Source organism: uncultured Planococcus sp. (genome assembly GCF_947501725.1).
GTDB lineage: Bacteria > Bacillota > Bacilli > Bacillales_A > Planococcaceae > Planococcus > Planococcus donghaensis_C.
Genome location: NZ_CANMXD010000004.1, coordinates 146,095 through 170,938, shown reverse-complemented (window position 1 = coordinate 170,938; position 24,844 = coordinate 146,095). Strand labels below are relative to the sequence as shown.

The 24,844-nt window shown below is 45.1% G+C and carries 33 protein-coding genes; 17 read left to right on the top strand and 16 right to left on the bottom strand.

The genetic code is table 11. The features are described 5' to 3' along the window. The first annotated feature begins 56 nt into the window (after positions 1–56). The 3 genes from Q0785_RS07425 to Q0785_RS07415 all read left to right on the top strand — a co-directional run bounded on the left by Q0785_RS07425 (position 57) and on the right by Q0785_RS07415 (position 1,305). Positions 57–515, top strand: coding sequence for a GNAT family N-acetyltransferase (locus Q0785_RS07425; protein ID WP_298827853.1), 459 nt, complete (start codon positions 57–59; stop codon positions 513–515). 87 nt (positions 516–602) lie between these two features. After that, on the top strand, positions 603–878 hold the full coding sequence (locus Q0785_RS07420) for a helix-turn-helix domain-containing protein (protein ID WP_223632617.1): 276 nt from the start codon (positions 603–605) through the stop codon (positions 876–878). 40 nt (positions 879–918) lie between these two features. Further along, positions 919–1,305, top strand: coding sequence for a VOC family protein (locus Q0785_RS07415; RefSeq protein WP_298827846.1), 387 nt, complete (start codon positions 919–921; stop codon positions 1,303–1,305). 66 nt (positions 1,306–1,371) lie between these two features. Here the strand turns inward: Q0785_RS07415 and Q0785_RS07410 are convergent, their stop codons facing one another. Beyond that, positions 1,372–1,896: a GNAT family N-acetyltransferase gene (locus Q0785_RS07410; protein WP_298827841.1), complete on the bottom strand. Its 525-nt coding sequence runs from the start codon at positions 1,894–1,896 to the stop codon at positions 1,372–1,374. Positions 1,897–2,301: 405 nt separating this feature from the next. Between Q0785_RS07410 and Q0785_RS07405 the strand changes: the two genes are divergently transcribed. After that, positions 2,302–3,000, top strand: a complete 699-nt coding sequence (locus Q0785_RS07405; RefSeq protein ID WP_298827839.1) for a Na-translocating system protein MpsC family protein — start codon at positions 2,302–2,304, stop codon at positions 2,998–3,000. A 23-nt stretch (positions 3,001–3,023) separates the two neighbouring features. On the opposite strand, the gene Q0785_RS07400 is transcribed toward Q0785_RS07405, so the two are convergent. Beyond that, on the bottom strand, positions 3,024–3,437 hold the full coding sequence (locus tag Q0785_RS07400; RefSeq protein WP_223632600.1) for an Lrp/AsnC family transcriptional regulator: 414 nt from the start codon (positions 3,435–3,437) through the stop codon (positions 3,024–3,026). A 117-nt stretch (positions 3,438–3,554) separates the two neighbouring features. On the opposite strand from Q0785_RS07400, the gene Q0785_RS07395 reads away from it, so the two are divergent. Beyond that, positions 3,555–4,313 (top strand): MBL fold metallo-hydrolase, encoded by a 759-nt coding sequence (locus Q0785_RS07395; RefSeq protein ID WP_298827833.1) that lies wholly within the window; start codon positions 3,555–3,557, stop codon positions 4,311–4,313. 136 nt (positions 4,314–4,449) lie between these two features. Here Q0785_RS07395 and Q0785_RS07390 read toward each other — a convergent pair whose 3' ends face one another. Next, the gene (locus Q0785_RS07390) at positions 4,450–5,649 is read right to left on the bottom strand and encodes an MFS transporter (protein WP_298827830.1); all 1,200 of its coding nucleotides are present in this window, start codon (positions 5,647–5,649) and stop codon (positions 4,450–4,452) included. Positions 5,650–5,713: 64 nt separating this feature from the next. Continuing rightward, the gene (locus Q0785_RS07385) at positions 5,714–6,292 is read right to left on the bottom strand and encodes a TetR/AcrR family transcriptional regulator (RefSeq protein WP_223632591.1); all 579 of its coding nucleotides are present in this window, start codon (positions 6,290–6,292) and stop codon (positions 5,714–5,716) included. 167 nt (positions 6,293–6,459) lie between these two features. On the opposite strand from Q0785_RS07385, the gene Q0785_RS07380 reads away from it, so the two are divergent. After that, positions 6,460–6,936 (top strand): immunoglobulin-like domain-containing protein, encoded by a 477-nt coding sequence (locus tag Q0785_RS07380; protein WP_298827822.1) that lies wholly within the window; start codon positions 6,460–6,462, stop codon positions 6,934–6,936. Between the two features lie 94 nt (positions 6,937–7,030). Here Q0785_RS07380 and Q0785_RS07375 read toward each other — a convergent pair whose 3' ends face one another. The 4 genes from Q0785_RS07375 to Q0785_RS07360 form a co-directional block, all read right to left on the bottom strand. Next, positions 7,031–7,396: a hypothetical protein gene (locus Q0785_RS07375; RefSeq protein WP_298827820.1), complete on the bottom strand. Its 366-nt coding sequence runs from the start codon at positions 7,394–7,396 to the stop codon at positions 7,031–7,033. Then, entirely contained in the window at positions 7,393–7,581 is a 189-nt protein-coding gene (locus tag Q0785_RS07370; protein WP_298827817.1) for a hypothetical protein, read from the bottom strand. The genes Q0785_RS07375 and Q0785_RS07370 overlap by 4 nt, the downstream gene beginning before the upstream one ends. Before the next feature lie 31 nt (positions 7,582–7,612). Next, the gene (locus Q0785_RS07365; RefSeq protein WP_298827814.1) at positions 7,613–8,098 is read right to left on the bottom strand and encodes a flavodoxin domain-containing protein; all 486 of its coding nucleotides are present in this window, start codon (positions 8,096–8,098) and stop codon (positions 7,613–7,615) included. A gap of 116 nt (positions 8,099–8,214) precedes the next feature. Continuing rightward, positions 8,215–8,424: a heavy-metal-associated domain-containing protein gene (locus Q0785_RS07360; protein ID WP_298827811.1), complete on the bottom strand. Its 210-nt coding sequence runs from the start codon at positions 8,422–8,424 to the stop codon at positions 8,215–8,217. Between the two features lie 251 nt (positions 8,425–8,675). On the opposite strand from Q0785_RS07360, the gene Q0785_RS07355 reads away from it, so the two are divergent. Both Q0785_RS07355 and Q0785_RS07350 read left to right on the top strand, forming a co-directional pair. After that, positions 8,676–10,577, top strand: coding sequence for a cation-translocating P-type ATPase (locus Q0785_RS07355; RefSeq protein WP_298827808.1), 1,902 nt, complete (start codon positions 8,676–8,678; stop codon positions 10,575–10,577). A gap of 378 nt (positions 10,578–10,955) precedes the next feature. Continuing rightward, entirely contained in the window at positions 10,956–13,073 is a 2,118-nt protein-coding gene (locus tag Q0785_RS07350; protein WP_298827805.1) for a glycoside hydrolase family 3 N-terminal domain-containing protein, read from the top strand. A 59-nt stretch (positions 13,074–13,132) separates the two neighbouring features. On the opposite strand, the gene Q0785_RS07345 is transcribed toward Q0785_RS07350, so the two are convergent. Continuing rightward, positions 13,133–13,933 carry a TIGR00266 family protein gene (locus tag Q0785_RS07345; RefSeq protein WP_298827802.1) on the bottom strand — a complete coding sequence of 267 codons (801 nt, stop codon included), beginning with the start codon at positions 13,931–13,933 and terminating at the stop codon, positions 13,133–13,135. Positions 13,934–14,142: 209 nt separating this feature from the next. Between Q0785_RS07345 and Q0785_RS07340 the strand changes: the two genes are divergently transcribed. Together Q0785_RS07340 and Q0785_RS07335 are read left to right on the top strand one after the other, a co-directional pair. Then, a complete protein-coding gene (locus Q0785_RS07340) occupies positions 14,143–14,658 on the top strand; it encodes a cupin domain-containing protein (protein ID WP_298827799.1) in 516 nt (171 codons plus the stop codon). 49 nt (positions 14,659–14,707) lie between these two features. Beyond that, positions 14,708–14,953, top strand: coding sequence for a hypothetical protein (locus tag Q0785_RS07335; protein WP_298827796.1), 246 nt, complete (start codon positions 14,708–14,710; stop codon positions 14,951–14,953). Positions 14,954–15,015: 62 nt separating this feature from the next. On the opposite strand, the gene Q0785_RS07330 is transcribed toward Q0785_RS07335, so the two are convergent. Then, entirely contained in the window at positions 15,016–15,660 is a 645-nt protein-coding gene (locus Q0785_RS07330; protein ID WP_298827794.1) for an SDR family oxidoreductase, read from the bottom strand. Positions 15,661–15,857: 197 nt separating this feature from the next. Between Q0785_RS07330 and Q0785_RS07325 the strand changes: the two genes are divergently transcribed. The 3 genes from Q0785_RS07325 to Q0785_RS07315 are packed head-to-tail and all read left to right on the top strand — an operon-like array spanning position 15,858 to position 17,608. Next, positions 15,858–16,064: a hypothetical protein gene (locus Q0785_RS07325; protein ID WP_223632552.1), complete on the top strand. Its 207-nt coding sequence runs from the start codon at positions 15,858–15,860 to the stop codon at positions 16,062–16,064. A gap of 21 nt (positions 16,065–16,085) precedes the next feature. Then, positions 16,086–17,096: a S66 peptidase family protein gene (locus Q0785_RS07320; RefSeq protein WP_223632550.1), complete on the top strand. Its 1,011-nt coding sequence runs from the start codon at positions 16,086–16,088 to the stop codon at positions 17,094–17,096. A gap of 14 nt (positions 17,097–17,110) precedes the next feature. Continuing rightward, entirely contained in the window at positions 17,111–17,608 is a 498-nt protein-coding gene (locus Q0785_RS07315; RefSeq protein ID WP_223632548.1) for a GNAT family N-acetyltransferase, read from the top strand. Between the two features lie 61 nt (positions 17,609–17,669). On the opposite strand, the gene Q0785_RS07310 is transcribed toward Q0785_RS07315, so the two are convergent. Beyond that, positions 17,670–18,680: a PQQ-dependent sugar dehydrogenase gene (locus Q0785_RS07310; protein WP_298827786.1), complete on the bottom strand. Its 1,011-nt coding sequence runs from the start codon at positions 18,678–18,680 to the stop codon at positions 17,670–17,672. A 74-nt stretch (positions 18,681–18,754) separates the two neighbouring features. Between Q0785_RS07310 and Q0785_RS07305 the strand changes: the two genes are divergently transcribed. Beyond that, positions 18,755–18,877: a hypothetical protein gene (locus Q0785_RS07305; RefSeq protein WP_263298518.1), complete on the top strand. Its 123-nt coding sequence runs from the start codon at positions 18,755–18,757 to the stop codon at positions 18,875–18,877. A gap of 135 nt (positions 18,878–19,012) precedes the next feature. On the opposite strand, the gene Q0785_RS07300 is transcribed toward Q0785_RS07305, so the two are convergent. From Q0785_RS07300 to Q0785_RS07285, 4 genes are all read right to left on the bottom strand, one after another. After that, the gene (locus Q0785_RS07300) at positions 19,013–19,327 is read right to left on the bottom strand and encodes a hypothetical protein (RefSeq protein WP_223632544.1); all 315 of its coding nucleotides are present in this window, start codon (positions 19,325–19,327) and stop codon (positions 19,013–19,015) included. A 20-nt stretch (positions 19,328–19,347) separates the two neighbouring features. Continuing rightward, positions 19,348–19,557 (bottom strand): hypothetical protein, encoded by a 210-nt coding sequence (locus Q0785_RS07295; protein ID WP_223632541.1) that lies wholly within the window; start codon positions 19,555–19,557, stop codon positions 19,348–19,350. 117 nt (positions 19,558–19,674) lie between these two features. Then, positions 19,675–20,064 (bottom strand): ribonuclease HI family protein, encoded by a 390-nt coding sequence (locus Q0785_RS07290; protein ID WP_223632539.1) that lies wholly within the window; start codon positions 20,062–20,064, stop codon positions 19,675–19,677. A gap of 8 nt (positions 20,065–20,072) precedes the next feature. Next, entirely contained in the window at positions 20,073–20,756 is a 684-nt protein-coding gene (locus Q0785_RS07285) for a queuosine precursor transporter (protein ID WP_298827766.1), read from the bottom strand. Between the two features lie 147 nt (positions 20,757–20,903). Between Q0785_RS07285 and Q0785_RS07280 the strand changes: the two genes are divergently transcribed. The 3 genes from Q0785_RS07280 (at position 20,904) to Q0785_RS07270 (ending at position 24,557) form a co-directional block, all read left to right on the top strand. Beyond that, positions 20,904–21,101, top strand: a complete 198-nt coding sequence (locus Q0785_RS07280; protein ID WP_223632533.1) for a zinc-finger domain-containing protein — start codon at positions 20,904–20,906, stop codon at positions 21,099–21,101. 249 nt (positions 21,102–21,350) lie between these two features. Further along, the gene (locus tag Q0785_RS07275; RefSeq protein WP_298827762.1) at positions 21,351–22,577 is read left to right on the top strand and encodes an ATP-grasp domain-containing protein; all 1,227 of its coding nucleotides are present in this window, start codon (positions 21,351–21,353) and stop codon (positions 22,575–22,577) included. Positions 22,578–22,595: 18 nt separating this feature from the next. Further along, positions 22,596–24,557 carry a hypothetical protein gene (locus Q0785_RS07270; protein WP_298827760.1) on the top strand — a complete coding sequence of 654 codons (1,962 nt, stop codon included), beginning with the start codon at positions 22,596–22,598 and terminating at the stop codon, positions 24,555–24,557. A 55-nt stretch (positions 24,558–24,612) separates the two neighbouring features. On the opposite strand, the gene Q0785_RS07265 is transcribed toward Q0785_RS07270, so the two are convergent. Next, positions 24,613–24,822: a cold shock domain-containing protein gene (locus Q0785_RS07265; protein WP_298827757.1), complete on the bottom strand. Its 210-nt coding sequence runs from the start codon at positions 24,820–24,822 to the stop codon at positions 24,613–24,615. Positions 24,823–24,844: the final 22 nt, after the last annotated feature.

Here is a 24,844-nt window from a genome sequence, read left to right as displayed (position 1 = left end):
AATGCCAGACAGACTGAACACGAATAATGTTAATCGGATTGGAGGGGGAGCAAAAGATGAAAATAGAGACTTTACGGTTAATCATGATTCCTTGTGACAGCCATTCACAAAAGATCATAGAAACTCAAAACTATGACAACGGTGCTGAAATCGCCAAACATCTAAAAGAGCTTGGCGACGATCCAGCATTGTATGGGTGGGGCAGCTGGTTGGTTCTACAGAAATCAGATGGGGTGATAATCGGAGATGCAGGGTTTAAAGGGAAGCCGAACTCCGGACATGAAGTGGAAGTAGGCTACGGATTCCTCGAAACCTATTGGGGAAAAGGGTATGCAACAGAAGCAGTCGAAGGGCTTGTGGCTTGGGCATTTAATGGGATGGCGGTAAAAAAAGTGATTGCAGAAACCAACTGGGACAATATTGGATCCATCCGTGTGCTGGAAAAGGTCGGCATGAAAAAAACGAGGGATTCAGAGGACATGATTTATTGGGAACTGACGTATCAGAAGCGCTGAATACAATGAGTGATGAGACCGGATGTCTATATATGTATGGTCATTTTTTTGTTGACATGCAACCAAAAGGTTGCTTATAATAAATGTATGGAGAATAAAGATGCGGTATTCAGAGCACTCAACGACTCGACACGTAGGCTGATACTGGACGAATTATCTGAACGCACCGAAATGACTTTATATGAACTGACGATTCGTCTGATCACCAAACACGATCTCGACATTTCACGGCAGGCAATTGCCAAACATCTATCCCTATTGGATGAAGCAGAGCTGGTGAAAACAACAAGAAAGGGGAAATACCGGGTATTGACTTTCAACAAAGAGCCATTGAGAAATTTGCTGGAGGATTGGCTCGAGTAAGCTACGGAAGCATCTATTCAGATGAAGGAGGCAAAACAGAATGAACATACTTGTAACCAGTTTATTTGTCGAAGATCAGGACAAGGCTTTGAAATTTTATACGGAAACACTTGGCTTCATCGAAAAGAATGATATCCCAATGGGGGAATTCAGGTGGATTACACTTGTTTCTCCGGACAATCAACAAGGGACGGAGCTTGTCCTTGAACCGAATAACCATCCTGCCGCCAAAGAATACCAGCAGAAGATATTTGCGGACGGCATTCCGGCTACAATGTTCGGAGTTGAAGATGTTCAGAAAGAGTATGAACGATTGCTGGACCAAGGTGTAAATTTCACGATAGAGCCGACGGAGATGGGCAATGTCAAAATTGCTGTCTTGGATGATACATGCGGAAATCTGATTCAGATTGCACAAATGCTGTAATTACAGGCGCATAAACAATCAAAAAAACCATCTTTCAGCTGAAGGATGGTTTTTTGCTATCGTTTGTTAAATGATTTTTTCGAGTAGGGCGTCAATATTTTTCCATTCGTAAACCAGTTCTTTTAAAAGAGTTCCATCTATTTTAATCTCGACAGTTTTTATGAGCTCTGCACCATAATATTCATAAAAATACTTGGTTTCATTCGCCTCCAGCACCTCCACAAAGATCCTCTCGTAATCCAATTGCTTGAAATGCAGGAATAATTCTTTCAGCAGCATTTTTCCAATTCCTTGTCCCTGGTATTCTTTGAGAAGATAAATGGAAGTCAGATCGCCTGACTTTTCCACTGTATTCGTGGCTCTTTTCGAAGCAGTGCCAAATCCGATGATTGTTCCTTCATCCGTTACCGCGACCACCACATAATCCTCTTTCACAGCAATATTATCCTTCCACAAATCTGTCCGTTTTCCGTAGGACAAATTATTGAGAAATGAAGCAGGCATGATGCCTTCATATGTCGTTCTCCAACTATCCACATGCACTTTGGCGATGCCAAAAGCATCATCAGATTCAGCTGTTCTTATTAACATTCTTTCACCCCTGCTCATTTTTACGCAATGACCTGTCTTAGTTTATCAATGATACCATACTGTCAGCTCGATCATTCTGGTTGGAAATATAACGTTATCGATTCATCTGGAAACTGAAATAGTGCAGTGGCAAAGCAATAAAAACAGTTTTCTTTACTTCACAGAAAATTCAAGATAAAGTTTAGGTAAAGAAACCCACAGGACGATCTATAGCAGAGAAGAGAAAATTTCAATGGAGTGGCCAAGTATTCCGGACAATAGAGCTGGAAATACCGCCAAAAAGAATGTTTCATTCTTTTTGGCGGTATTTTTTATAGCAGGCTGGTAACCAGGGAAATCATTGATTTTATTCTTCTGCTGACGGATAATTCGATCGCTCAAGAGAATGAAAAGGAGGGGCTTCTGATGACGCGTGAACCGCATAGCCAACCATTAATTTCTCACTATATCGAAAAATTCCTGGAAGAGCATTTCGGGGAGAAACCGGAGCAGGTGATAGTCACTCTTCGCCCTCCATTCCTCCTGATCCACTTGAACGGTTTTATCTTGCCGTCCGAAAAAATGTTTGTGGAGAAAGGCCAATGGAATAAAGTTTTGGAAATAAGGGATTTACTGATCGATTCGGTAAAAGCGGATCTACTGACCGGGCTGCAGGCGTATAGCAAAGGGAAATTAACTAATCTGTATGCTGACTGGAATCTCTCCAAGAGGAGCGGCATGCTGATTGCAACTATGGAAAAGGACAGCCTGCATGAGGAATTTCCTTGGCCAAAGCGAGTCGATGAAGACACATTGCGGGAAATCATTCTCCTCAACAGCATGGGTACCCAAAGAATACCGGATCAGACGAATTTCTATTGGTTGAGCGACCAGATTCTGCTGATCGAACGCATCGGTATCCTTATAGATATTGAAAAGAAACTGGTCGAGAATGGAATCACGGAAGAACTGCGCTTGGCCAAACGGCCCTTGGAATTGCGGATCACTCAATTATTCAATTTGGAATCCATCCTGAATGGCCAGGTGTTGGACCTTTTTGTGGATTGGGACTTTCAGCGGGAGGTCAGTTATCTGGTGCTTTTGCTGGAGGAGCGAAAAACGTGAGCTGATGATGCAACCAGAAGAATCTACTGCTTATTGATAACAAGTGATAATCGATAATTTACATGTTTGTTCAAATCAATCAGAAAATCATCCAGCTGTTCATTGGATGGGAATTTGCATTCAAGAAGATAGCAGCTATCCCCGCTTATCTTGTAGTTGTTTATCACAAATGATTCCTGGGTTTTCAGGAAAGATAAATAAGGCTGATGATCCCTGTTTTCTGTAATGATGCTGATCATTGCATGCACAGGATAACCCATTTTCACTTGGTTGATCTGGACAGTATAGCCTTCGATGATGCCGCTTGATTCTAATTTTTCTACACGTGCGGACGTAGCAGGTCCACTCAGGTGAATTTTTTGACCTAACTCTTTCATTGTAATACGGCTATTTCTCGATAGTTCATCAAGAATATGTAAATCGGTGTGATCCAACATTTTTTCAAATCCTTTCACAAATAAAGTAAAACGGCAAAAAGACTTCATCAATCCTCTGTATTTCCGGATCGGTTAACATGTATACTGTGTTTACATTCGACAAAAGGAGCTGTACAGATGAATATACACCATATCCGAAATGCCACGCTGGTTGTAGAGTACGCTGGCAAAACATTTTTAGTTGATCCATTTTTAGCCGAAAAAGGGGTTTATCCGCCATTTCCGAATTCAGCCAGACAAGACCAGAAAAATCCCTTAGTTGGACTTCCGGTGTCCATTGAAGATATTATCGATGCAGATGCCGTAATTGTCACCCATTTGCACTTGGATCATTGGGATGACGCTGCAAAAGAGGCATTGCCGAAAGAGATTAAGTTATTCACTCAAAATGAAGAAGACGCGAAAGAAGTACAAAAAGCCGGCTTCACGAATGTGGAAGTCTTGCAAGGAGATACCGTCTTTGAAGGCATTCAATTGATCAAGACAAAAGGGGAGCATGGAAGAGGAGAAGTCCTGAAGCTTGCAGGAAACGTATGTGGCGTGGTCCTCAAACATCCGGATGAAAAAACCTTGTATATAGCAGGAGACACAGTATGGTATCAAGCCGTTCAGGAAGAAATCGATGCTCATAATCCGGAAGTGATTGTCGTCAACGCTGGAGACAATCAATTTTTGGAAGGGGGGTCTCTGGTCATGGGGAAAGAAGATGTCTACTCAGTCCATAAAGCTGCTCCAAAAGCTGAAATTGTCGCTGTCCATATGGAGGCAGTCAATCACTGGACACTGTCCCGGGAAGAGCTGAAAAATTTTGCGGAAGAGAAAGGCATGTCTTCCAATGTATTGGTTCCTAATGACGGGGAATCCTATTCTTTTTAGAATAGATTTTTAATCTGCTGGAGCTCATCTACTAATTTGAAATACTAAAATAACAGGAAGAAAGCAGGCCGACTTGAATCCCTCAAGTCGGCCTGCTTTCTTTGTTGTAACTATGATCACTTTGCCATCTCCTGTATCAGGAAACTTCAACCGGTTTACTTGGTTCTTTTCCTGCCGAAACTGGATGGCTCTTCCATACATACGTTAAGGCAATTCCGATTCCCAGTACGACGGTAGCAAAATAGAACGGATAGTTCAAATCGATGTCGAAAAGGATGCCACCGATAATCGGACCGAAAATATTGCCGATGCTCGTAAACATGGAGTTCATTCCTCCGGCGAACCCCTGCTCATTCCCCGCTATGCGTGACAGGTAAGTAGTGACGGCAGGCCGCATCAGGTCAAAGCCGACGAATACGACCATTGTCACCAAGAGGATCGACCAATAGCTGTTGACGAGTGTCATGATGAATACCAGAATGGTGGAAACCAGCAGGCTGTAGCGGATCAGACGGATTTCGCCGAGCCATTGCGTCAGTCGATTGAATAAGCCGACTTGGAAAATCACTCCGACTATCGCGCCGAGAGAGATGACGATTGCGATATCCATGGCGGTAAAGCCGAATTTATGGTCTACAAACAACGCAAACAGGGATTCGAATGCGGCCAGTCCGAATGACGAAATGAGTATGACCATAAATGCAATAAAATACATCGGTGAAAAAATTTTCTTAAATCCTGATTTTGGAATCGGCTGATGTTTTTCTTCAACTTCGTAAACGCGTTCCGGTTCTTTTAAGGTGATCAGCGACAAAATAGTTGCGAATAGACCGAAACCGGCTGCAAAGAAGAACGGAAGCCGTGTGCTGATGTCGGCCAGAAAACCGCCGATTCCCGGTCCGATGATGAAACCAGTGGAAATGGCCGCAGACATATAGCCTAAAGCTTTTGGCCGTGTGCTGCTGGTTGTAATGTCTGCAATAAATGCTGTTACTGCCGGCATGATGAAAGCGGCACTGACGCCACCGAGAATCCGGGAAAGAAACAGGACTTCCACTGTTTCCCCGATGCCGAACAGGAATTCCGAAATACTGAAGATCAGCAAGCCGGTGATGATCATCGGCTTGCGGCCAATGTTATCGACCCATCTTCCGGCGATAGGCGAAACGATGAGCTGGGCAAAAGCGAACGCAGAAACCATATAGCCGACTACTGTCCCTGAAATGTTTAATTCATTCATAATAGTCGGTGTGACTGGAATGACGAGGCCGATACCTAAAAATGCGATAAACAGGTTAAGCAATAAAGTGGAAAGAACTAATTTATTTGTTTTCATGTGGTGATCTCCTTAATGTATTCGCGCCTCGTTGATAAAGGGAAACTGTAGTGGATACGGATTATTAGATGCTCAAGCCGCGCCAAAAGATGGGCCAGACAGCCTGCAGGCGTTTTTCATATTTTTCCACGCCACTGTATACAAGTTCGGTCATGGTTCCTTCTGTGATCGTCAGGTATGCCAAAGCCGCATTAGAAAAATCCGCTGTATACAGTATTTTTTCCTGGCGCTGGCGTTCACGCAGAAGACGTGTTAAATGCCGATGCATGTTATCAAAAAAGGGGTTGAACAGTTCTCCGACTTCTTTTTCAAGTTTGAGCGGTGGAAAATAAGCGACTCTCAAAATGAATTTCATCCGTTCATTGTCTTGGCTTTCTTGTGAGAACCAAGCAAAATAACCGTACAGCATCGACTCTAGCGGAAGGTCCCTCATACCATTGAAATAACTTGCCAAATGAGTTTTTTGTGTGTGGAGAGAGTAATGCAGAGCGGAAAGGAAGAGATCGTCTTTCCCTTTGTAATGCGCATAAATTGATGGTTTTTTTATTCCGACTTCCTCGGCGATTTTGCTGAGGGAAGCACCTTCGTAGCCTTCTTTCGCAAAATGGCTGACGGCGGTTTGGAGAATATGATCTGCTTTCATCGGTTCACCTTCCTAACGGTCGTTAGGGTATAGTCTCATGCGTCGATTTTTTTGTCAATCCTCCATGCTTGAAACGGTGTATGTTCTAAAAATTACTTCGTATCGACTTGATATACGTCAAGGCGGTGGAGCTGCATAAGAGCTATGCTGGGGGAAGAGGTGTACTTATGGGAAAAATAATTCTATTCTTGATGATTGCTGTATTTCTAGTAGCTTGCGGCAACGATTCTACAGTAGCGACCATACAAAATCCGTCGCCCGATCAGGAACTTGCATCCAGTAAAGCCGGCTTGTCGTTGCTTCTTGAAGAACATAGTTACGAAGGGTCGCCTTCCATCATCGCTACAACGATCAAGAACGACAGCATGCAGGATTATGGTTTCGGGCAATACTTCCATATTGAATTGAAGCGAAAAAGTGGATGGCATATCCTGACCCATTCTGACGCTGTATTTATAAACAATCCGCAATTGAATGATTTTGGCCGTGTGTTGGCGGCGGGAGACGAAACGGACATGGATTTTTCTGTGAAAGAATTGGGAATAGTGTTGGCTCCCGGTGAATACCGGATCGTCAAAACTTTTTTATCACAGGAAGCTCCAATCTTTGAAATATCGATTGCTTCGTCTTTTGTCGTCAACTAAATGCAGCCAGCAATCTAAAACGCCTATCCAGAGCCATTAAGGGCTTGGGATAGGCGTTTTTATTTAGGAGGTGATTGACGGCCAACAGGATCTTTTAATAAAGAATATGACCTGTTCCTGCATTGCCGCCTTTTGTAATGTCAGTCGGGCGTAGATGTGTTTTTTCAGAATGCCGATAGAAGCTTGTGTCTACTGCAATTTTAACCTTCCAGATCATCCAAATTCCGAACAATAGCTGAAGGACAACCAGTGCCAAGTAAAGTGGGTTGGAAAAGGTTTCGGCAATAACAAAGAACAGGGAGAGCAAAATAGCCTCGATGACAATGACTCTTCCTGCCCGCAACAGCACCGAGAAGAAAAGGATCAATATGCCGATAATTAAAAATGCACTATGCTCATGCAGTAACGCATTAAATGAAAAATCGGTAGAAAATGGTGAAATAAACTGAACCGCATTCATTTTAGTTCTCCTCCTTGCTCGGATCCATCAACTGGTTGAACTGAAGGCATGGTCTGGTACTTTTCCTTCAGTTTTAGATGGGCGACTGTATAATTCGGATTGACTGAACCTCCACTTAGTCCCTCATCAATCATGCGATCTATTTCTTCAATGCAATCACAAGCGATTGTTTGTAGCTTTTTCATGGATTTTTCCTCCTCGTTTAAAGTAATTAGATTAAAATTGACCAGCTTCATGAGTAGCGTTGGCGTTTATGATGGTTTTCCTGAATTCTGCAGCCAGTTTTTCGATGGATTGCAGGTCTTCTTCTTCGTCAGGCGACAGATCCACTTTGACAGAATGTGGGATGACCTGTGCGTTATGCTTTTTAAACTCAACTTTCATCAAATCGACTGCTGAGCAAAATCCATCGTAGGCAGTGTCCCCTGAACCAAAAACGCCGACTACTTTGCCTGTCAGATCGACTGTTCTCAGCGTGTCGCAAAATACTTCTGTTTCAAATGGAAGGTCCCCATCATCATACGTATAGGTGCCGAAAAGAATGCCATCATACTGGAGCAGCTGCTGGGGATCCATGTCTCCCATTTCGATATTTTCCAAGCTAACTGCATAGACCTTCGGATCCAGGTGCTGCTCCAATAGGCTGGCTATTTCTTCTGTATTTCCTGTTGAACTCGCATAAAGGATAAGCACATGTATCATAGCGATCACTCCTGGTTCTGACTTGCTTTCTATCTCTAGTTTATCGGAAATATCTAGAGAAGAACTTGACGCACATCAAGTCAGACGTTGAATTCATCGTTTTGGAATAGCTGGAATTAGGCCGCTACTGGATAGCCAAGCTTCTCGATAACGGACTTCAACTCTTCTGGTGATACCTGTTCTTCGTCATAATCCACTTTTACTTTACTGGAATTGAACAGCACTTTCACTTTCTCCACACCATCCATCTTTCCGACTTTTCCTTCAATCTTTTTGATGCATGATGGGCAAGTCAAAGGTTCCAATTGAAATTTAATGACAGTCATTTGAACCGCTCCTTTCTCTTTCTGGCTTTAGTATAGAATCTCCAGTCAGGCTTGTCCTTGACCTGTATCAAGCCCTGAAAACAACCATTCCATATTCTATTGCCTAACTATCTGTGAAGATTTCCATTTACTTGATGGGAGTCAATTTGTAAAAACTCAATTGGATTTAGTATAGAAGTATAAGGAAAAACAATATCCAAAAAGAATTTGGCTAAAACTTCCCACATCAATAAAAGAGGAGATGAAGAAAAATGTTTGCTTTTATTCACAAAAACAAAAAAAACATAACGTTTGGAGCCGGTTTTCTACTGGTGCTCGCATTGGTTTTAAACTTTACAGGCCAGTATGACTTGCGGCAGCTCACACTGATCCTCGCCACGGTCATTGCGGGGATCCCAATTGCCATCAAAGCATATCAGGCATTGATGATGAAAGCGTTCAGTATTGAAATGCTGGTCACAATTGCAGTCATCGGCGCCTTGTTTATCGGTGAATATGTGGAATCGGCAGTTGTTACTTTCTTGTTCCTGTTCGGGGACTATCTGGAGGTACGGACGCTTGAGAAAACCCGTTCATCACTGAAAAGCCTCGTGGATCTGGCGCCACAGGAAGCGACCGTCATCCGTGAAGGCATCACCTTGACTGTACCGGTGGAAGAAGTTATCAGAGGCGATCGGGTAATGATACGGACTGGTGGAAAAGTACCGGTTGACGGAAAAATCCTCACTGGACACGCTTCACTTAATGAAGCGGCTATCACCGGGGAATCTGTACCTGCCTCCAAAAAACCCGGAGATAAAGTGTATGGCAGCACCGTTATCGAAACGGGATATATCGAAATCATCGCTGAAAAAGTTGGAGATGATACAACTTTCGCAAAAATCATCGAACTGGTGGAAGAAGCGCAGGAATCGAAGTCGAAGACTGAAAAGTTCCTGAACCGATTCGCCAATATCTATACACCTGCCGTCGTGGTCTTATCGATCGTGGTGTACGCCCTGACAAGAGATCTCCATCTGGCCATTACATTCCTGGTCATTGCCTGTCCAGGTGCATTGATCATCGGTGCACCGGTTTCCAGCGTAGCGGGTATCGGCAATGGTGCAAAAAATGGTGTGCTGATCAAAGGCGGGGAAGTGATGGACCGCTTCTCGAAGGTCGATACATTGGTCTTTGATAAAACCGGTACCTTGACCAAAGGAAAGCCGGAAGTGACAGATATCAAAGTCTTCCATTCACATGAAGAACAGAATTTGCTTCGATTGGTTGCCCAAGCAGAAATGGCTTCTGAACACCATCTGGGCCAAACCATTGTCAAAGAAGCGAAAAACCGGGATATAGCCCTCGATCAAGAGCCGGAACAAGTTGAAGTCATTAAAGGCAATGGCTTGGCCGCTAAGGTAGAAGGCGAAGGTTTGGTGATCGGAAACCGGAAACTGATGAAAGCGAAAAATATCTCCATCCCGGAAAATGTAGAAGCGTACGCGGTAAAACGCGAAAAAGCAGGGAATACGGCTATATTTGCAGCTGTAAACGGGAAAGTGGCCGGCATCTTCTCGATCGCCGACCAAATACGTGAAGACGCAGTGCCTGCACTCGCTCAAATGAGAGCGGACGGCATCAAAAAAATCGTCATGCTGACAGGGGATAACCAGCACACTGCCGAGTTGGTCGCAACTGCTTTAGGCTTGGACGAGTTTCATGCTGAGCTGTTGCCGGAAGATAAAGTGACTTTTATAAAACAATTGAAAGAGCAGGGCCATATAGTAGCAATGGCCGGGGATGGAGTCAATGATGCTCCGGCTATCGCCACTGCAGACATCGGACTAGCGATGGGAGAAGGCGGCACCGATATTTCAATGGAGACAGCGGATGTCGTGTTGATGGCTGACAAACTGATGCAGTTCTCGCATGCCTATTCACTGTCGAAAGCAACAATCCGCAATATGAAGCAAAACACTTTCTTCGCAGTGGGCATTGTGGCGATCCTGCTTTCGGGTGTGCTGATGGGATCCATTTACTTGGCTTCAGGTATGTTCATCCATGAAGCGAGTGTCCTGATCGTCATCTTGAATGCCATGAGATTGATGGGCTTCAACCGCAAGAAACTCCAAGCTGAACATCCAATGGAACCGGCTAATGCTGCAATTTAAAATACAGTTCGAGCTGAAGACCAGCAGGTGATGATTTAGATTTTGGATATGAAAAACCGACTGTTTCCAATTGGACAGTCGGCTCTTTTTTATGCTCAGGCATTCAATATCAAAATGGTGGTTTCAGGCTGAGGATACAATAAATCTGAGAAAGAAAAGTCTCTGGTTGGATCAATTATATTAAAAAAGAAAGAAAATTCGATTTTTACTTAGAAATAATGAGTGGATTTTGTTATGGTGAAGTGGCAGTCTGAGTTCTCTTTTCAACTTGATGGAAACGAAGGCTTAAACTGATTGATTATAAAAGCAGAACCGTTTCCTTCAGTCATTGATAAGCTTAATGAATGCCGGCAAACGTCTTGGGAGGATGAATGGATAATGAAAGTACAGCAGCCGAAATTGGAAGTGCGGAAGAAGAAGATTATAAAAGTGGATGGATTGGAATTCAAGGATTTGAATGGGGACGGGCAACTGGATCCTTATGAAGATTGGCGCCTAAGTTCTGAAGTGCGAGCAGAAAACCTGGTGTCATTAATGACAGTTGATGAAAAAGTCGGGATGATGCTCATCCATACGCGTAAGATGGGACTCAGCCAGGAAGACAAAAGCAAGACTAGCCATGGCGGTGTACTCGATGAGGCCATTGTGGAAAAAGGAGAGAACATCTTTGCAATTTCCAAAATTTATGAAACCACACATACCATCGAAAATATGCACCTGCGCCATTTCATTTTGCGGGATGGCTGGAGCGCTGCGGAGATGGCTGAATGGGTGAATACCATAAACGAAGTATGTGAAAACACGCGTCTGGGCATACCGGCTTTAATCGCTTCAAACTCAAGAAATGAACATGCAGAAGCTGTTTTCGGCATGAACGATGCCTCTGGGATTTTTTCGACCTGGCCGGGCACACTAGGTCTTGCAGCAGCAGCTCAAGGTGAGATGAAGCAAGGGGGAGATGCGTCCTTGATCAGCCGCTTCGCTGACATTGCAAAAAAGGAATGGAATGCGACAGGGTTAAGAAAAGGCTATATGTATATGGCGGATACAGTTACGGATCCGAGATGGCAGCGCACATACGGGACATTTGGCGAAGATCCCGTGTTCATCGCCGACGCGATCGGACGCTTAATCGACGGGTTTCAGGGGAAAAATGTAGGGAATTCCAGCATTGCCATGACGACTAAGCATTTTCCCGGTGGAGGGGCGAGGGAAAATGGCTTCGACCCACATTATGAAGAAGGGAAATGGAATCTGTACCCGACTCCAGGAAGCCTGGAAAACTATCATTTACCTCCATTTAAAGCCGCAGTGGAGCACGGTTCTTCTTCTATCATGCCCTATTATTCGATACCCAGCATCAAGAAAAGTGTGGTGCAGCAAGTGGATGGAGAGGATATCCCATTCGAGGAAGTCGGTTTTACGTTCAACCATTATTTCCTCAACCAGATCCTGAGAGAAAATCTGGGCTTCAAAGGCTATATCAACAGCGACAGTGGCATCGTCAATAAAATGGCATGGGGAGTGGAGCAGCTCAGTGAAGCGGAACGCTTCGCTAAAGCGATCAATGCCGGAACAGATCTCGTAGCGGATACCAATGATGTGGAGAACTTGAAAACAGCCATCACCAAGGGTTGGATCAGCGAAAAGCGGATCGACGAAGCTAGTACACGTTTATTGGCAGAAATGTTTGCTCTTGGAATCTTCGATGACCGCACATATGTGTCGCCTGAGCATGCCGCTCGTACAGTTGAAACACCCCGTCACTGGGAAGCTGCCTACGAAGCGCATAAACAGTCGGTCACTGTTTTGAAGAATCATCAGGAAACGCTGCCTTTGTCTGCTGACAAGCTGGGCGTAAAGAAGTTATATGTGGAAGTTTTTCATAAGTCGCCTGAAAAGGCGGCAGCCTATACAGAGCAAGCCAGAAAAGATTGTGTGGATCTTGGGCACTTTACTTTAGCTGAGCGTTATGAAGAAGCCGATATGGCCGTGCTGTTTCTGGAACCTAAATCAGGGGATTACTTCTCGGCTACCCCGGGACTGTTGGAGCTGGAACTTTGCGAGGGTAAAACCAATATTGCATTGGATGGCAGTTCTTACGTGGAAACCACACTGCATGGCATAGAGCAGGTGAAAGCAATTGCCGCTGATATCCAAGGGCGCGGCGGAAAAGTGATTATGAGTGTCAACATCATCCTGCCTTGGATTCTTGATGGCATCGAACCGCTTTGCGATGCCTTGCTTGCGGGATATGATACCTTCTATAAAGCGCAATTCGAAGTGATTGCCGGATCGAGTCATCCTGTAGGGGTATTGCCTTTGACTTTGCCAGCGAGTGCGGCAGTCATTGCAGTGGATGACAACGGTGAATGCCTGTCACGAAATGACGTGCCGGGCTATGACAAGGATCTCTATATGCCCGAAGGACTTTCTTACGCCTATAAGGATGAAGACGGCAACAGCTACAGATTGGGACATGGACTGCGATTCTGACAAGAAAAGCATAAGAAAAGAGCCGCTTCCGTTTAGAAGCGGCTCTTTTCTTATTTCACTTATCGTCCGCCTAATAGATCGAATAATCCTCCTGCAGCACTGCCTTCGCCTTGTGAACGGCCGGTGGGATTTTGAGGAGCGGCCGCAAATACACGGCTGGCCAAACGGCTGAATGGCATCGACTGGATCCAAACACTTCCAGGTCCGCGCAGAGTCGCAAAGAACAAACCTTCGCCGCCGAACAGGGCGGTTTTAATGCCGGGTACGGTTTCGATATTATAATCGACATCGCCTGTCATCGCTACCAGGCAACCGGTATCAACGCGCAGCACTTCGCCTTTTTGGAGATTCTTGCGGTAGATGGTGCCTCCGGCATGGACAAATGCCAGCCCGTCGCCTTCCAGCTTCTGCATGATGAAACCTTCGCCGCCGAAAAATCCAGCGCCTAGTTTTCGCTGGAATTCAACGCCAATGGAAACTCCTTTTGCCGCTGCCAGGAAGGAATCCTTTTGACAGATGATTTTGCCGTTGAGCATGCTCAAGTCCATCGGAATGATTTTGCCGGGATAAGGGGCTGCAAAAGAAACATGGCGTTTGCCGGTCCCATTATTAGTGAAAGCCGTCATGAACAGGCTTTCTCCGGTAATGATCCGTTTTCCGGCACCCATCAATTTGCCCATCAAACCGCTGCCTCCAGAACTTTTGGAACCGTCACCGAAAATCGTTTCCATGGCGATGCCGTCTTCCATCATCATCAATGCGCCAGCTTCTGCGATAACGGTTTCGGTAGGATCCAACTCCACTTCCACAAATTGCATATCATCGCCGTGCAGCTTAAAATCGATTTCATGATTATTCATCTTTTATTCCTCCTTGGTTTATTATATAAGTTGAACTAACAATTCTCAGCTGGTTTGCTCCATATATTTTATGTATACAGTGGTAATATAAAAGCTGGTTCCTATCGTTCAACTTAGGTTGATATGTTATATAATGGATACGTCTAAAGAGTTGAAAAGTTTCATTATTTTAGGGCAGGAAAAAATAATAAGGAACGGAGCTGGAGATGATGAATGCAGAGGATTGGATTACCCATTTGGATATGGCGGCGCATCCGGAAGGCGGGTATTATAAGCAGTCGTTCGTTTCGCCCGAAAAAATCAACCTGGCGACACACTCTGCTGAAAGGAATTTGTATACCAGCATCTATTTCCTATTGAGGTCACAGGACATTTCACATCTTCACCGGCTTAAATCCGATGAGCTCTGGTATTTTCATGCCGGTGATGCGGTAACAGTGCATATCCTTGATGCTGATGGGAAATACCGGACCGAAAAATTGGGGCTGGACATAGCAGCAGGAGAACGGCCGCAGGTGCTGGTGGAGAGAGGCAGTATTTTCGGTTCGACAGTTGAAGCAGAAGACAGCTTTTCATTGGTGGGCTGCATGGTTTCACCTGGCTTCGACTTTGCGGATTTCGAATTATTGCGGCAGGCCGAGCTGCTGGAGTTGTATCCCGATCAGGGAAAGATCATCAAAAAACTGTCCTATGAAAAAATTCCCGGTACTCTATCGGATCAATAGGGGAAATGTTAGTATTAGGGAAGACAAAGTTAAAGGGTGAGGGAGAACTATGGGGAGTTTTTTGTTGATATTGATTATCGCTGTGGCGATTTTTGTAGGAATCGCGTCCAAGAAATATTATGACCGGCCGTATATTGTGAATTTCGGCATTGCGTTGATGATGGCTTTGTTGGTCATCCAAACCTTCCAAATGACGCCAATCGGCGGACTTGGCTATGCCGCGATCATTCTCTGTTCGGTTGCATTTGTATTCCAGCTGGTACTCGGGATTAAAAGCCTGAAAACAGTATCCTAATTTATAGATAAAAAGGCTTTTGATCAAAAGATCAAAAGCCTTTTTTAGAATTTTTGAGCCCTTTACAAACTGTTTAGCGCGTCTTCGATATCATCTTCACCGGAAATGATTTCAAACGTTTTGTTATAGACATGTTCATTCGCCAGTGAATGCAGCAGCACACGGGCTACATCTTCCCGGGGGATTTGGCCGGAATCCAAATTTTCTGTCGCTAGGATCTTGCCGGTTCCGGAATCGTTCGTCAAAAGGCCCGGGCGGATGATGGTATAGACTAATCCGCTGGCGCGTAGAATATTGTCGGCGTGGTGTTTTGCGACATAATAATGGGCCATATCCTCTTTCCACATATTCCGTTTGTCGGCATTGATGGCACTGATCATGAGAAAGCGTTCAGTACCGGTTTGCTCCGCTGCTTCAATCGTTTTTGCGGCGCCATCCAAATCAATCAACAGGGTTTTGTCTGCACCTGTACCGCCGCCGCTGCCCGCTGCGAATACGACCGCGTCGCATCCTTGCATGGCAGCAGCTATTTCTTCCACACTGCCCTCGAGACTGGTCAATACCGACTCCACTCCCAGACTGTTGAAGAAACTGATTTGTTCTTCTTTGCGGATCATCGCTTTCGGTATATGCTCTTCGCTATCTGCCAGCATTTTTACAAAATGCCTTCCGATTTGTCCATTTGCTCCGACTACCAACACTTTCATCCGACTCAGCCCCTCTTCAATTTTCGTTTCTCTTCTCTCCTAATATACCCTGTATGAGTCCCTGCAGGCAAAACATGCCTCTGTTTAATTCTGAAAAATGCCAATAAGTAGAAAAGGGGACTTTATTCTCAAGTTAAGTTTAGTATAATGAAAGACAACAAACTGATTTTATTGCAACTGATTTTAGGAGGAAGATGATGAACACGACGACAGATTCAAAGATGATGGAAACAAAGAAAACTAGTCAAAAAAGAGAAACACCGCCTGACTTCTCCCAATTTAAAGGGAAAAGACTGGATAAAGAACCAAGCCGTTTTCTCGAATTGATGGGTCATGCATTATGGTTCTGTTCAGGCGCTGCTATTTTAATGGCGATGATTTTTTCTTTGTTTTATTTCGTTTAACTCATAAAGGGGGACTATTGGATGATTCGTTATCCTGCAAAAACCTTAAAAACAATTGGGATTACAGCACCGTCTTCGGGTGTGGGAAAAGAACAGCACGCTCTACTGAAACAGGCGATTGCCCGCCAGCAGCAGAACGGCTTCCGGATTGAAACGGGAGAAACCGCCTGGACGCAGGAGTTGGCCAAATCGGCATCCGCGAAAAAGCGTGCGGAAGAGTTCATGGACATGGTGAATGATCCAGAGATCGATTTCATTTTCCCTCCATGGGGCGGCGAGTTGCTGATTGAAATACTGGAATACCTGGATTTTTCAAAAATTCAGCCTAAATGGTTACTGGGATATTCGGATCTCAGCTTGTTATTGCTGGCGATTACCTTGAATACCGGACTAGCCACCGCCCATGGAACCAATATTGTGGATCTGCGTGGCGAAAAGAGTGATGAAACAACGGGACAGTGGCTGTCAGTTCTGAAGACTGGAGCCGGAGAAACCGTAATACAAAAGTCTTCGTCGCATTTCCAGAAACAATGGAATCATTCAGAGCCATCACCGGTAGTCTTTCATTTGACGGAGCCTACCAGCTGGAAAACCGTTTCAGGCGCCGACGAAACAATCTCAGGCCGGCTGCTGGGTGGCTGCATCGATGTGATCCGCCACCTGATCGGGACACCGTACGGGGAATTCCAGGCTTTCAGAGACAAGCACATCCCTGGTGAGAAAGTCGTCTGGTATCTGGAGAATTGTGAAATGTCCGTTACGGATTTGAAACGCTCGCTGACAGGGATGAAATATGCTGGATGGTTTGAAGATTGTGCCGGCATTGCCTTTGGGCGAAGTGCAGCGAATGAACCGGTCGAGGGATACACGGTCGAAAAGATGTATCAGGATCTGTCGGATGATCTTAATCTGCCGATTGTTTTTGATATCGACCTGGGACATGTACCGCCGCAAATTATCTTTGTCAATGGTGCCTATGCGGAAATCCATGTCTCCAACGGCAAGGGAACCGTCACACAGGAATTCAGATAAAAGGATGTCAGCCCATGGAAATCAGGAAATTGGATGTTACAGATACACAGGCATATTATGACTTGCGCATCGAAGCTTTGCGGGACAGTCCCGATTCCTTCACTACGAGACTGGAAGATGCCATCAGAAGGCCGGTTGAAAAGACGGCAGAGAACTTGGCTTTGGAGAATGCCGCCACTTTTGGTGCTTTTGCAGACGGCGCTTTATGCGGCAATGTAACGCTTGTGCGAAATAGGACGCCAAAGCTGAATCACCGGGCATCGGTGGTTGCTGTTTATGTAACACCTGGCCAAAGAGGCAACGGGATCGCCTGGCGATTGATGCAGGAGCTCTTTCGTTTTGCTGAGAACTGGGAAGGATTGGAGCGGCTGGATCTGATGGTCGCCAGTGAAAACCTGCCAGCAATTGCTTTATATGAAGGGCTGGGCTTTGAAAAATACGGAACGGAAATCAAATCGATGAAAACACCTGAAAAATACATCGATGAAAATCTGATGGTGAAGTTCATTTAGCGGCATACTGTTATAAACTATAAAAGAAAAGGTGTATTGGACTCAGCCAATACACCTTTTGCTATTCATTCAGTTTGTAGAGTTTATCGTCTCCTTCAGCGGGCGTACCCCGGCCATCCGTGTTATTGCTGATGAAATAGAGTGAGTCCCCATCAGAATGTACATCCCGGACACGGCCGAAGCCTTCAATCGAGTCTGTCACTTCAGCGTTATCTAGGTCCAATACTTGAATGGCTGTCCCGCGGAGGGCAGCTACATAAAGTGCGTCATTGTGGATCGCAATTCCACTCGGGGCCCAGGTTTCAGCGGAGCCGGTTGTATAGAAAGGAGATTCGAGTCCTTCTTCAGTTTCTTCGCCTTCAATGGTTGGCCATCCATAGTTGTTTCCTTCTTCAATGATGTTGATTTCATCGTTGGCTGATCGGCCGTGTTCTGAAGCATACATCGTCTCTTCATCCCAGGCAAGACCTTGCGGATTTCGGTGGCCATGGGAATAGATCTCAAATTCATTGGAAGAATTCAGCTTTAGGATTTTGCCGTTGACAGACCCTAAGTCCTGCGCAAGCTCCGGAGTCGAAGCATCCCCGATGGCCGCAAAAAGGGTTCCGTCCGGGTCCAATTCCAGTCGGCCGCCGTGGTGGACATTGCCTGTCGGAATTCCTTCCAGCAGCACTTCATTTTCCTGCCACTGGCCATTTTCCAAAAGCAGTGTGATAATTTTATTGTAGTCTTCACCATCACGCTCATACACATAATACCCGTAGGCTTCCTGGCTTTCTTCAAAATCCTGCTTTAAAACGAAGCCCAAGAATCCTGCCTCTGCGGCACTGGAAAGCGTATCGGAAAAGTTGACTTCCTGGCGCGTCATAGTCCCATCATCAGCTACATGGGCAACACTGCCCGGCCGTTCCGAAATATAGAATTCTTCACCGGTTTTATTGATGGCCCAGGGAGCCTCAAGGTCTGTGGCAATCTCTTCGAAAGGAGCGGTCGCTTCTTCCGGATTCGGTGCGGCATTGTTGCAGCCTGCCAACAGGAAGAGGGAGAGAGAGGGGAGTAAAATTTTTCTCACGAAATAACCTCCTTTTTTCCATCTTAATGGATTAATACGCTGATAGGAAATAATATACTGAAGGAGGTGATTTCATGCCGTTTATGAAAGACGTAAAAGAACAGGAAGAAATCCGCAAAAAGCAGAATCTGATCCGCATCCTTACTTGGGTTATCGTTGCCATCGTCCTGGTAGTCGTTTGGTACTTTACGAGATGAAGAAAACTAACCTATTTTACCCCTTTAGAAAAAAAGTTGTGCAATCCAAGAAGCAAATTTGTTCATCATGGCTGTACAAAAAAAGACCATAATCAGACTCGAATCATTCGAGTCCGGCTATGGTCTTTCGCCATCTCAGGCTGGCTTTTTTTTCGTCTGGATAATCTCAACGATCACTAATCCCAATGTGATACCAAGAAGCACGTTAATGATCAATGGGCTTAAAAACTGGTCACGGAAAATGGTGGCAACCGTCAATATGTAGAAAGCCGCTTGTGTGATTTTTGCAATCGTCGGCAATGCGTCTTTCGGATAGCGTATGCGTGCCAGCTGAAAAACCAGGAATGCCAGCAGCAAAACCAGGTAATGCGGCCACGATAAAGCAGAGACCACATTATTAATCACCGCAAAAACCAGCAGCGGGATAAAATAGAACAAAACTGATTTCACGATTACAGCCTCTTTTCAAATTATTTTTTCGTATTGTCCTGTTGTTTGCGCACCACTAGTAAATATAGATTATAGATGGAGAATATTACCGCAACGGTTACGATAACCACTGAAACCATCGGATAAACAGAAACTCCATTTTGCATCATTTCCACGATTCGCGTATAGACGATCCAGGGTCCGATGACCAGAATGAAAATATCAAGAGCAGTACCAAGTTTAGTTCTCATAAGCTTCCTCCAATAAATGATGATAACTCAATCTTATCAGACTTTAGCTGCAGCGTATGCATAGAAACCAAACAGCCGTCCATAAAAATAAAGGACGGCTGCCACAGATGGGACAGATTACTTATGTGCACGAAGCTCGGTTCTTGCCAGCGCATCCGCTGCCCGGTTCTGTGAGTCTGGAATCCACTTGATAAAACAAAAATCGAATTGATCGCCGATTTCCAGTGCTTTGGCCAAAAGAGGCTTGAACTTTGGATTCTTGATCGATCTTTTTTCAAAGGCATCGACCGTAACCTGGGAATCAGACTTGATGGACACCATTCCTGATGATAGCCCTTTCGCAAGCTCCAGCCCTTTTACCAGCGCGGTGAATTCTGCAGTATGATTGTCCATTTCCCCCACATATTCGCTCCAGTGGATCAAATGGCCCTCACCGCGGATGAAAACACCGACTGCACTGACTTGAGGAGTTCCAGCAGAGGCCGCATCCACAAATACTTCCAGCATCGAATCACCTACTTTTCATCAATGGGTTTCATGATTTTCGCCAAATAGCCGAATGGGGTATCCATGATGGATACAATAAATTTCAACACGTATGTCGAAATGAATATTTGCAGCCATACATCAAATGGAAACACTCCCCAAAAAGCGATGGATGTAAAAATCAAGGTATCAAGCAATTGACTCAACAAGGTTGAGCCGTTGTTGCGAATCCAAAATTGGCTGTCTTTCGGGAAGATTTTACGAAGCGCCCCGAAGATGATGACATCCAAGTGCTGACTGGCAAGATAAGCCACCATGCTGCCGATGGCGATCTGCGGAACAAGACCGAAGATCGTTTCCAAAGAGCCTTGTGCGAAATCGCTGTCTGCGGGGATGAACTTGATCCCGAACTGCATGACCAGCACCATGATGAGCAGGGAGGAAAAGCCGAGCCAAACTGCTTTTTTCGCTTCTTTTTTGCCATACTTTTCGTTCAAAATATCAGTCGCCAGAAATGTCGATGCGTACAGGCTATTTCCTAATGTAGCAGTGAGTCCGATAATTTCAATGGTCTTCGTGACTTGGATATTGGCCAGTACCGTGGAAATAGCTACCCACGCAAACAAACCGGTCTTCCCGAAAAATTTATACATGATCAATAACAGTACAAAATTGAACAAGGCAAAGCCGAGTCCCCAAAATTCATTAAACAAAAAAACTTCCTCCTTAGTTTTGGTAAAGCGGGAATTTGCGAACCGCTTGGTACCGTAAAAATGTCCTCAGTCAGTATAACTATTGTTGCAATAAAAAACAAATGCGTAGTAGAATGAGGAAATGACGATTTGCTATGAGGTGACTAAGTGAAAAAAGTTTCTATTATCAATGAAATCGATGAAATGCTGTCGACATACTGTGAAGGCTGTTTTGTGAGAACCCAACTTCGCAAAGATGAAGGGAAAACCGCTGCCCACAGATTTTGCATCAGCAATTGCACAGTCGGAACCCAACTGCAATTTTTAGGAAACGAACTCAATAAAGTTGGAACCAGCGATAAATGATAAATAGAGAGCCCGGGACAGAATAACCGTCCCGGGCTCTCTATTTGGCTTTCCTGAAGATTTGTTTTTCGGCAGCCATGTATAGGCAACATTCTCCAACAATCAAGAGAAGATATTCTTTTCTTTCTTATTCTTGCTCCGCTCAACGAAATCAATGAAAATTGAATAATCTGTATGTTTAGAATACTTTGACTGGGCAATAGTAAAAGTATGCACGAATTTCTAAACTACGGATTAAGGAGTGTTAGTATGTCGGGAACAAATGAGCAACAAAAGCTTACGGCATTATTAGGGTGGAGTCTACCCGCAATCGAAGCGATTGATAAGTTGGACAGGCCTTATGTCGTGGTCGGTCCACCGGATTTCCAGTCTTTTGCTGACGAAAACGACATCAACTTTATCGGCTGGGATTTTGACCGGCTCAATGAAGGGTCAGATGAACTTTACGAACGGCTGAAAGAAATGAACACGAAAGTGACAGTTCCCATCTATGAAGAAACGGTGGAATGGGCGGGGGCGTTGAATGCAAGGCTGTTCGACGATCCGCGGATCTTCAACCGCTCTCTTTTGCTGCGCGATAAAGGGCTGATGAAGCGGAAAGCTCAAATGTCGGGGATTAAAGTAGGCGTTTTTGAAGAAGCCTACACCAAAGACGACATCCATCGGTTCCTGAAACGTGTGAACGATGCCTTAATTAAAATAGACGGAGACTTGAACGACCCGATCCACATAAAACCATTGAACAAAGCAGGAACAGTGGGGCATATGATGATTCGGGATGCTGGCGATATCGATAAAATCGGTGATCAGGAATTTCCATACCTCATGGAGAGCCATTTGGACGGACAGGAATTTTCCTGTGAAGCGTTCATCCACGATGGCCAGGTCAAGTTCCTCAATATTACGGAATATGTGAGATTGGGACATTCCAATTTCGTTCCTGCCTCGCCCGCACTTGAAGAATGGCGACCGCAGATCCTCGAACAGGTACAGAAACTGGTTGATTCATTTGAAATCCAATATGGCGTCATCCATCCTGAATACTTCATCTCCCATGATGGAACTTTAAATTTCGGTGAAGTGGCAGCGCGTGTGCCAGGTGGCCATATCTTTGACTTGATTGAACGGGCGTATGGCTTCAATGCATTCCAGGCGCAAATTCTTTGCAGCGATCCTGATACGCCTTCGGAAGAACTGGACAATTTCTTCCCTGAAGAAGTCGTTTCGGCGAAAGGCTATGCCGGAAGCTTGATGGTTTATCCGCGCGTCCGCCTGATTGAGAAACTGGATGTGCCGGAAGAATTGAAAAGTAATCCCTATTTCGAAAAGCATGACCTGTTCATACCGGTAACATCCAAAGTGGCGGAACGTGTAGGATTCGGTAACCACTACGGAACATTGTTCTTTTTTGGACAAGACAGCGATCAGATGCAGGAATTGCTGAAGCAATATGAAGACTATGATTTTTATCATTAATAGCTTGGAGGAATTTTAATGACAACTGAATTAACGACAAAAGATAAATTCGGACAAGCACTTCAAACACTTGAAGACGCCAAGCCATTCGCCAAAAGCATGTATCAGACAAATGTGTTCCAATTGGCGACTGAACTTGCTGCTACAGAAGAGGGTCTGGCTCAATTGTATGAATTTGCGCCCCAGTTTGATCAAGCAGGAGTCTATCATGGCGGACCTTGGGCAGACGCTTCAAACCTGGAAGCACCATTCGTCGGAGGATCTTTAAAGATCAAAGGCATCAATTCGTTAGTGGAACTGCTAAGCGAACTCCGGATGCTGGCGATAGCTGAAGGGAAATATGAACACCCTGAAGTTTCTTCAGAAGAAGCGGCCACTTTCCTGAATGAAGTGCTGGCGTTGAATCTGGATCTTTTGTTTCCGCCCGAAACCGAAGAAGCGAGAGTAGCAGGTGGGGGCGAGCATCTCGAAAGAGGTGAGCGCTTATTCCGCTTTCTCGGCGGCAAGCTTTCGTATAAAGCGGTCGCTGAGAAATTAGTGGAGGAAATCGAGCGTTTGACAGTCCAGCGCCCCATCATGGTGGACCGGATCGTCTTAATGATTGAAACGGCTACGCGCATGATTGATGAAAACATCTCTGACGAAACCAAAAATCGGCTGCTTTATTTTAAGAAAGCCATTACGTATCCGACTGCATTGAGCGAGCAGTACCCGGATTTGAAGTCGTACCGCCTTCAGTTGATGAAGGAAAGCGAAGAAACCCTGCAGCAAGAAGCACAGGCATTTGCGAAATCCATCGACGAAACCGGGTTGGTGTCGCCGGTCAATGCAGTGTTCTTGCGCTATCTCAACCGGAAATATCCTCATCTATTGAGTGATGCTTTAAGCTTAACTGAACAAGGCCAGGCGAGTCTGAATGCCAATCCGGAATTGATTCGGGACATGATTCAAATTTCCGTTCATCCGCAAACGAGCAAAGTGGTTTATGGCTTGTCGAAAATGCTGGACCGTGGTGTGCTGACCCAGGAGCCTTTGCTGCCGGCACTCAGAAGGCTTTTTGAGATCGACATCCAACCGGAAGTGAAGCAGCTGCTGATGAAACCGGAATTCAGAAAAGGCGGCATCACTGCGAACGGTGTACTGGTGGGAGGAGTCATCAATGTGCTCGGCCAGCCTCTTGGCATCGGCCAGGGGTTGAACCCGACATGCCAGTCGGCGAGAGCGCTGAGCCTTTGGGCGCAGCATGGCATCGGCCAATTGCTTGAATACATTGCCCGTGCTGTACGTGAAAATGATATCGATATGACGTTTGAAGGGGAACAGATCCATTCCAATATGGTGATCGGCGGTGTCGCCGAGGAAATTCATCAGGATCTGGATCCTGTCTCCATCGTACTGGTTCCTCATCTCGACAAAATCTACAATGAAATGATGAAAAAAACGATATTGCGGGGAGAAGATGGCCATAAATGGGTCAATCCTGAGTTTTACGGCGAATGGATTTCCCGGGGTTTTGCCAATATCATCGACCCGTTAACCGGCTATGCAGCTGACTATGCAGCTTTTGTCCGGTTGTTCTATGCTACCCATCATCCCGAATACAACGAAGGGTATGAAATGATTTACCCGAATCCTGTGGGAATCTACATCACCAATGTACATGGCAATCTTTTGGGGTTGCATGCCGTATCGATTCAGCGGATAGCAAAAGATCCACAAGGTGAATACCGCGTCTACTTTTATAATCCGAATAATGACAGCGGACAGAATTGGGGCCAAGGCATCCTGACGAGCGTACAGGGAAATGGGGAGCTGGAAGGCGAATCTTCCTTGCCATTCCATCAATTCACTTCCCGGATGTACGCCTTCCATTATAATCCTTATGAACAAGGCGACCTGATTATGGTTGAGGATTCAGACGTAGAGAAAATAGAAGCATTGGCTCGTGAAAGCTGGGGCAAAAATTATACATGGGTTTAAACGGACAAAAAATAAAAAGCAGGAACGGAATCCGTTCCTGCTTTTTTATATTGGATTATTCTGAATCGGTTTGAATAACATTTGCAGCCTGTGGTCCGCGATTGCCATCAATAATATCGAATGACACGGTCTTGCCTTCGGTCAATGTCCGAAACCCATCGCCTTGGATGCCTGTAAAATGGACAAACACATCATCACCATCATTATACTCAATAAATCCGTAACCTTTTTCTGAGTTAAACCATTTCACTGTTCCCTGGTGCATGCGAGTTCCCCCTATTATTGAG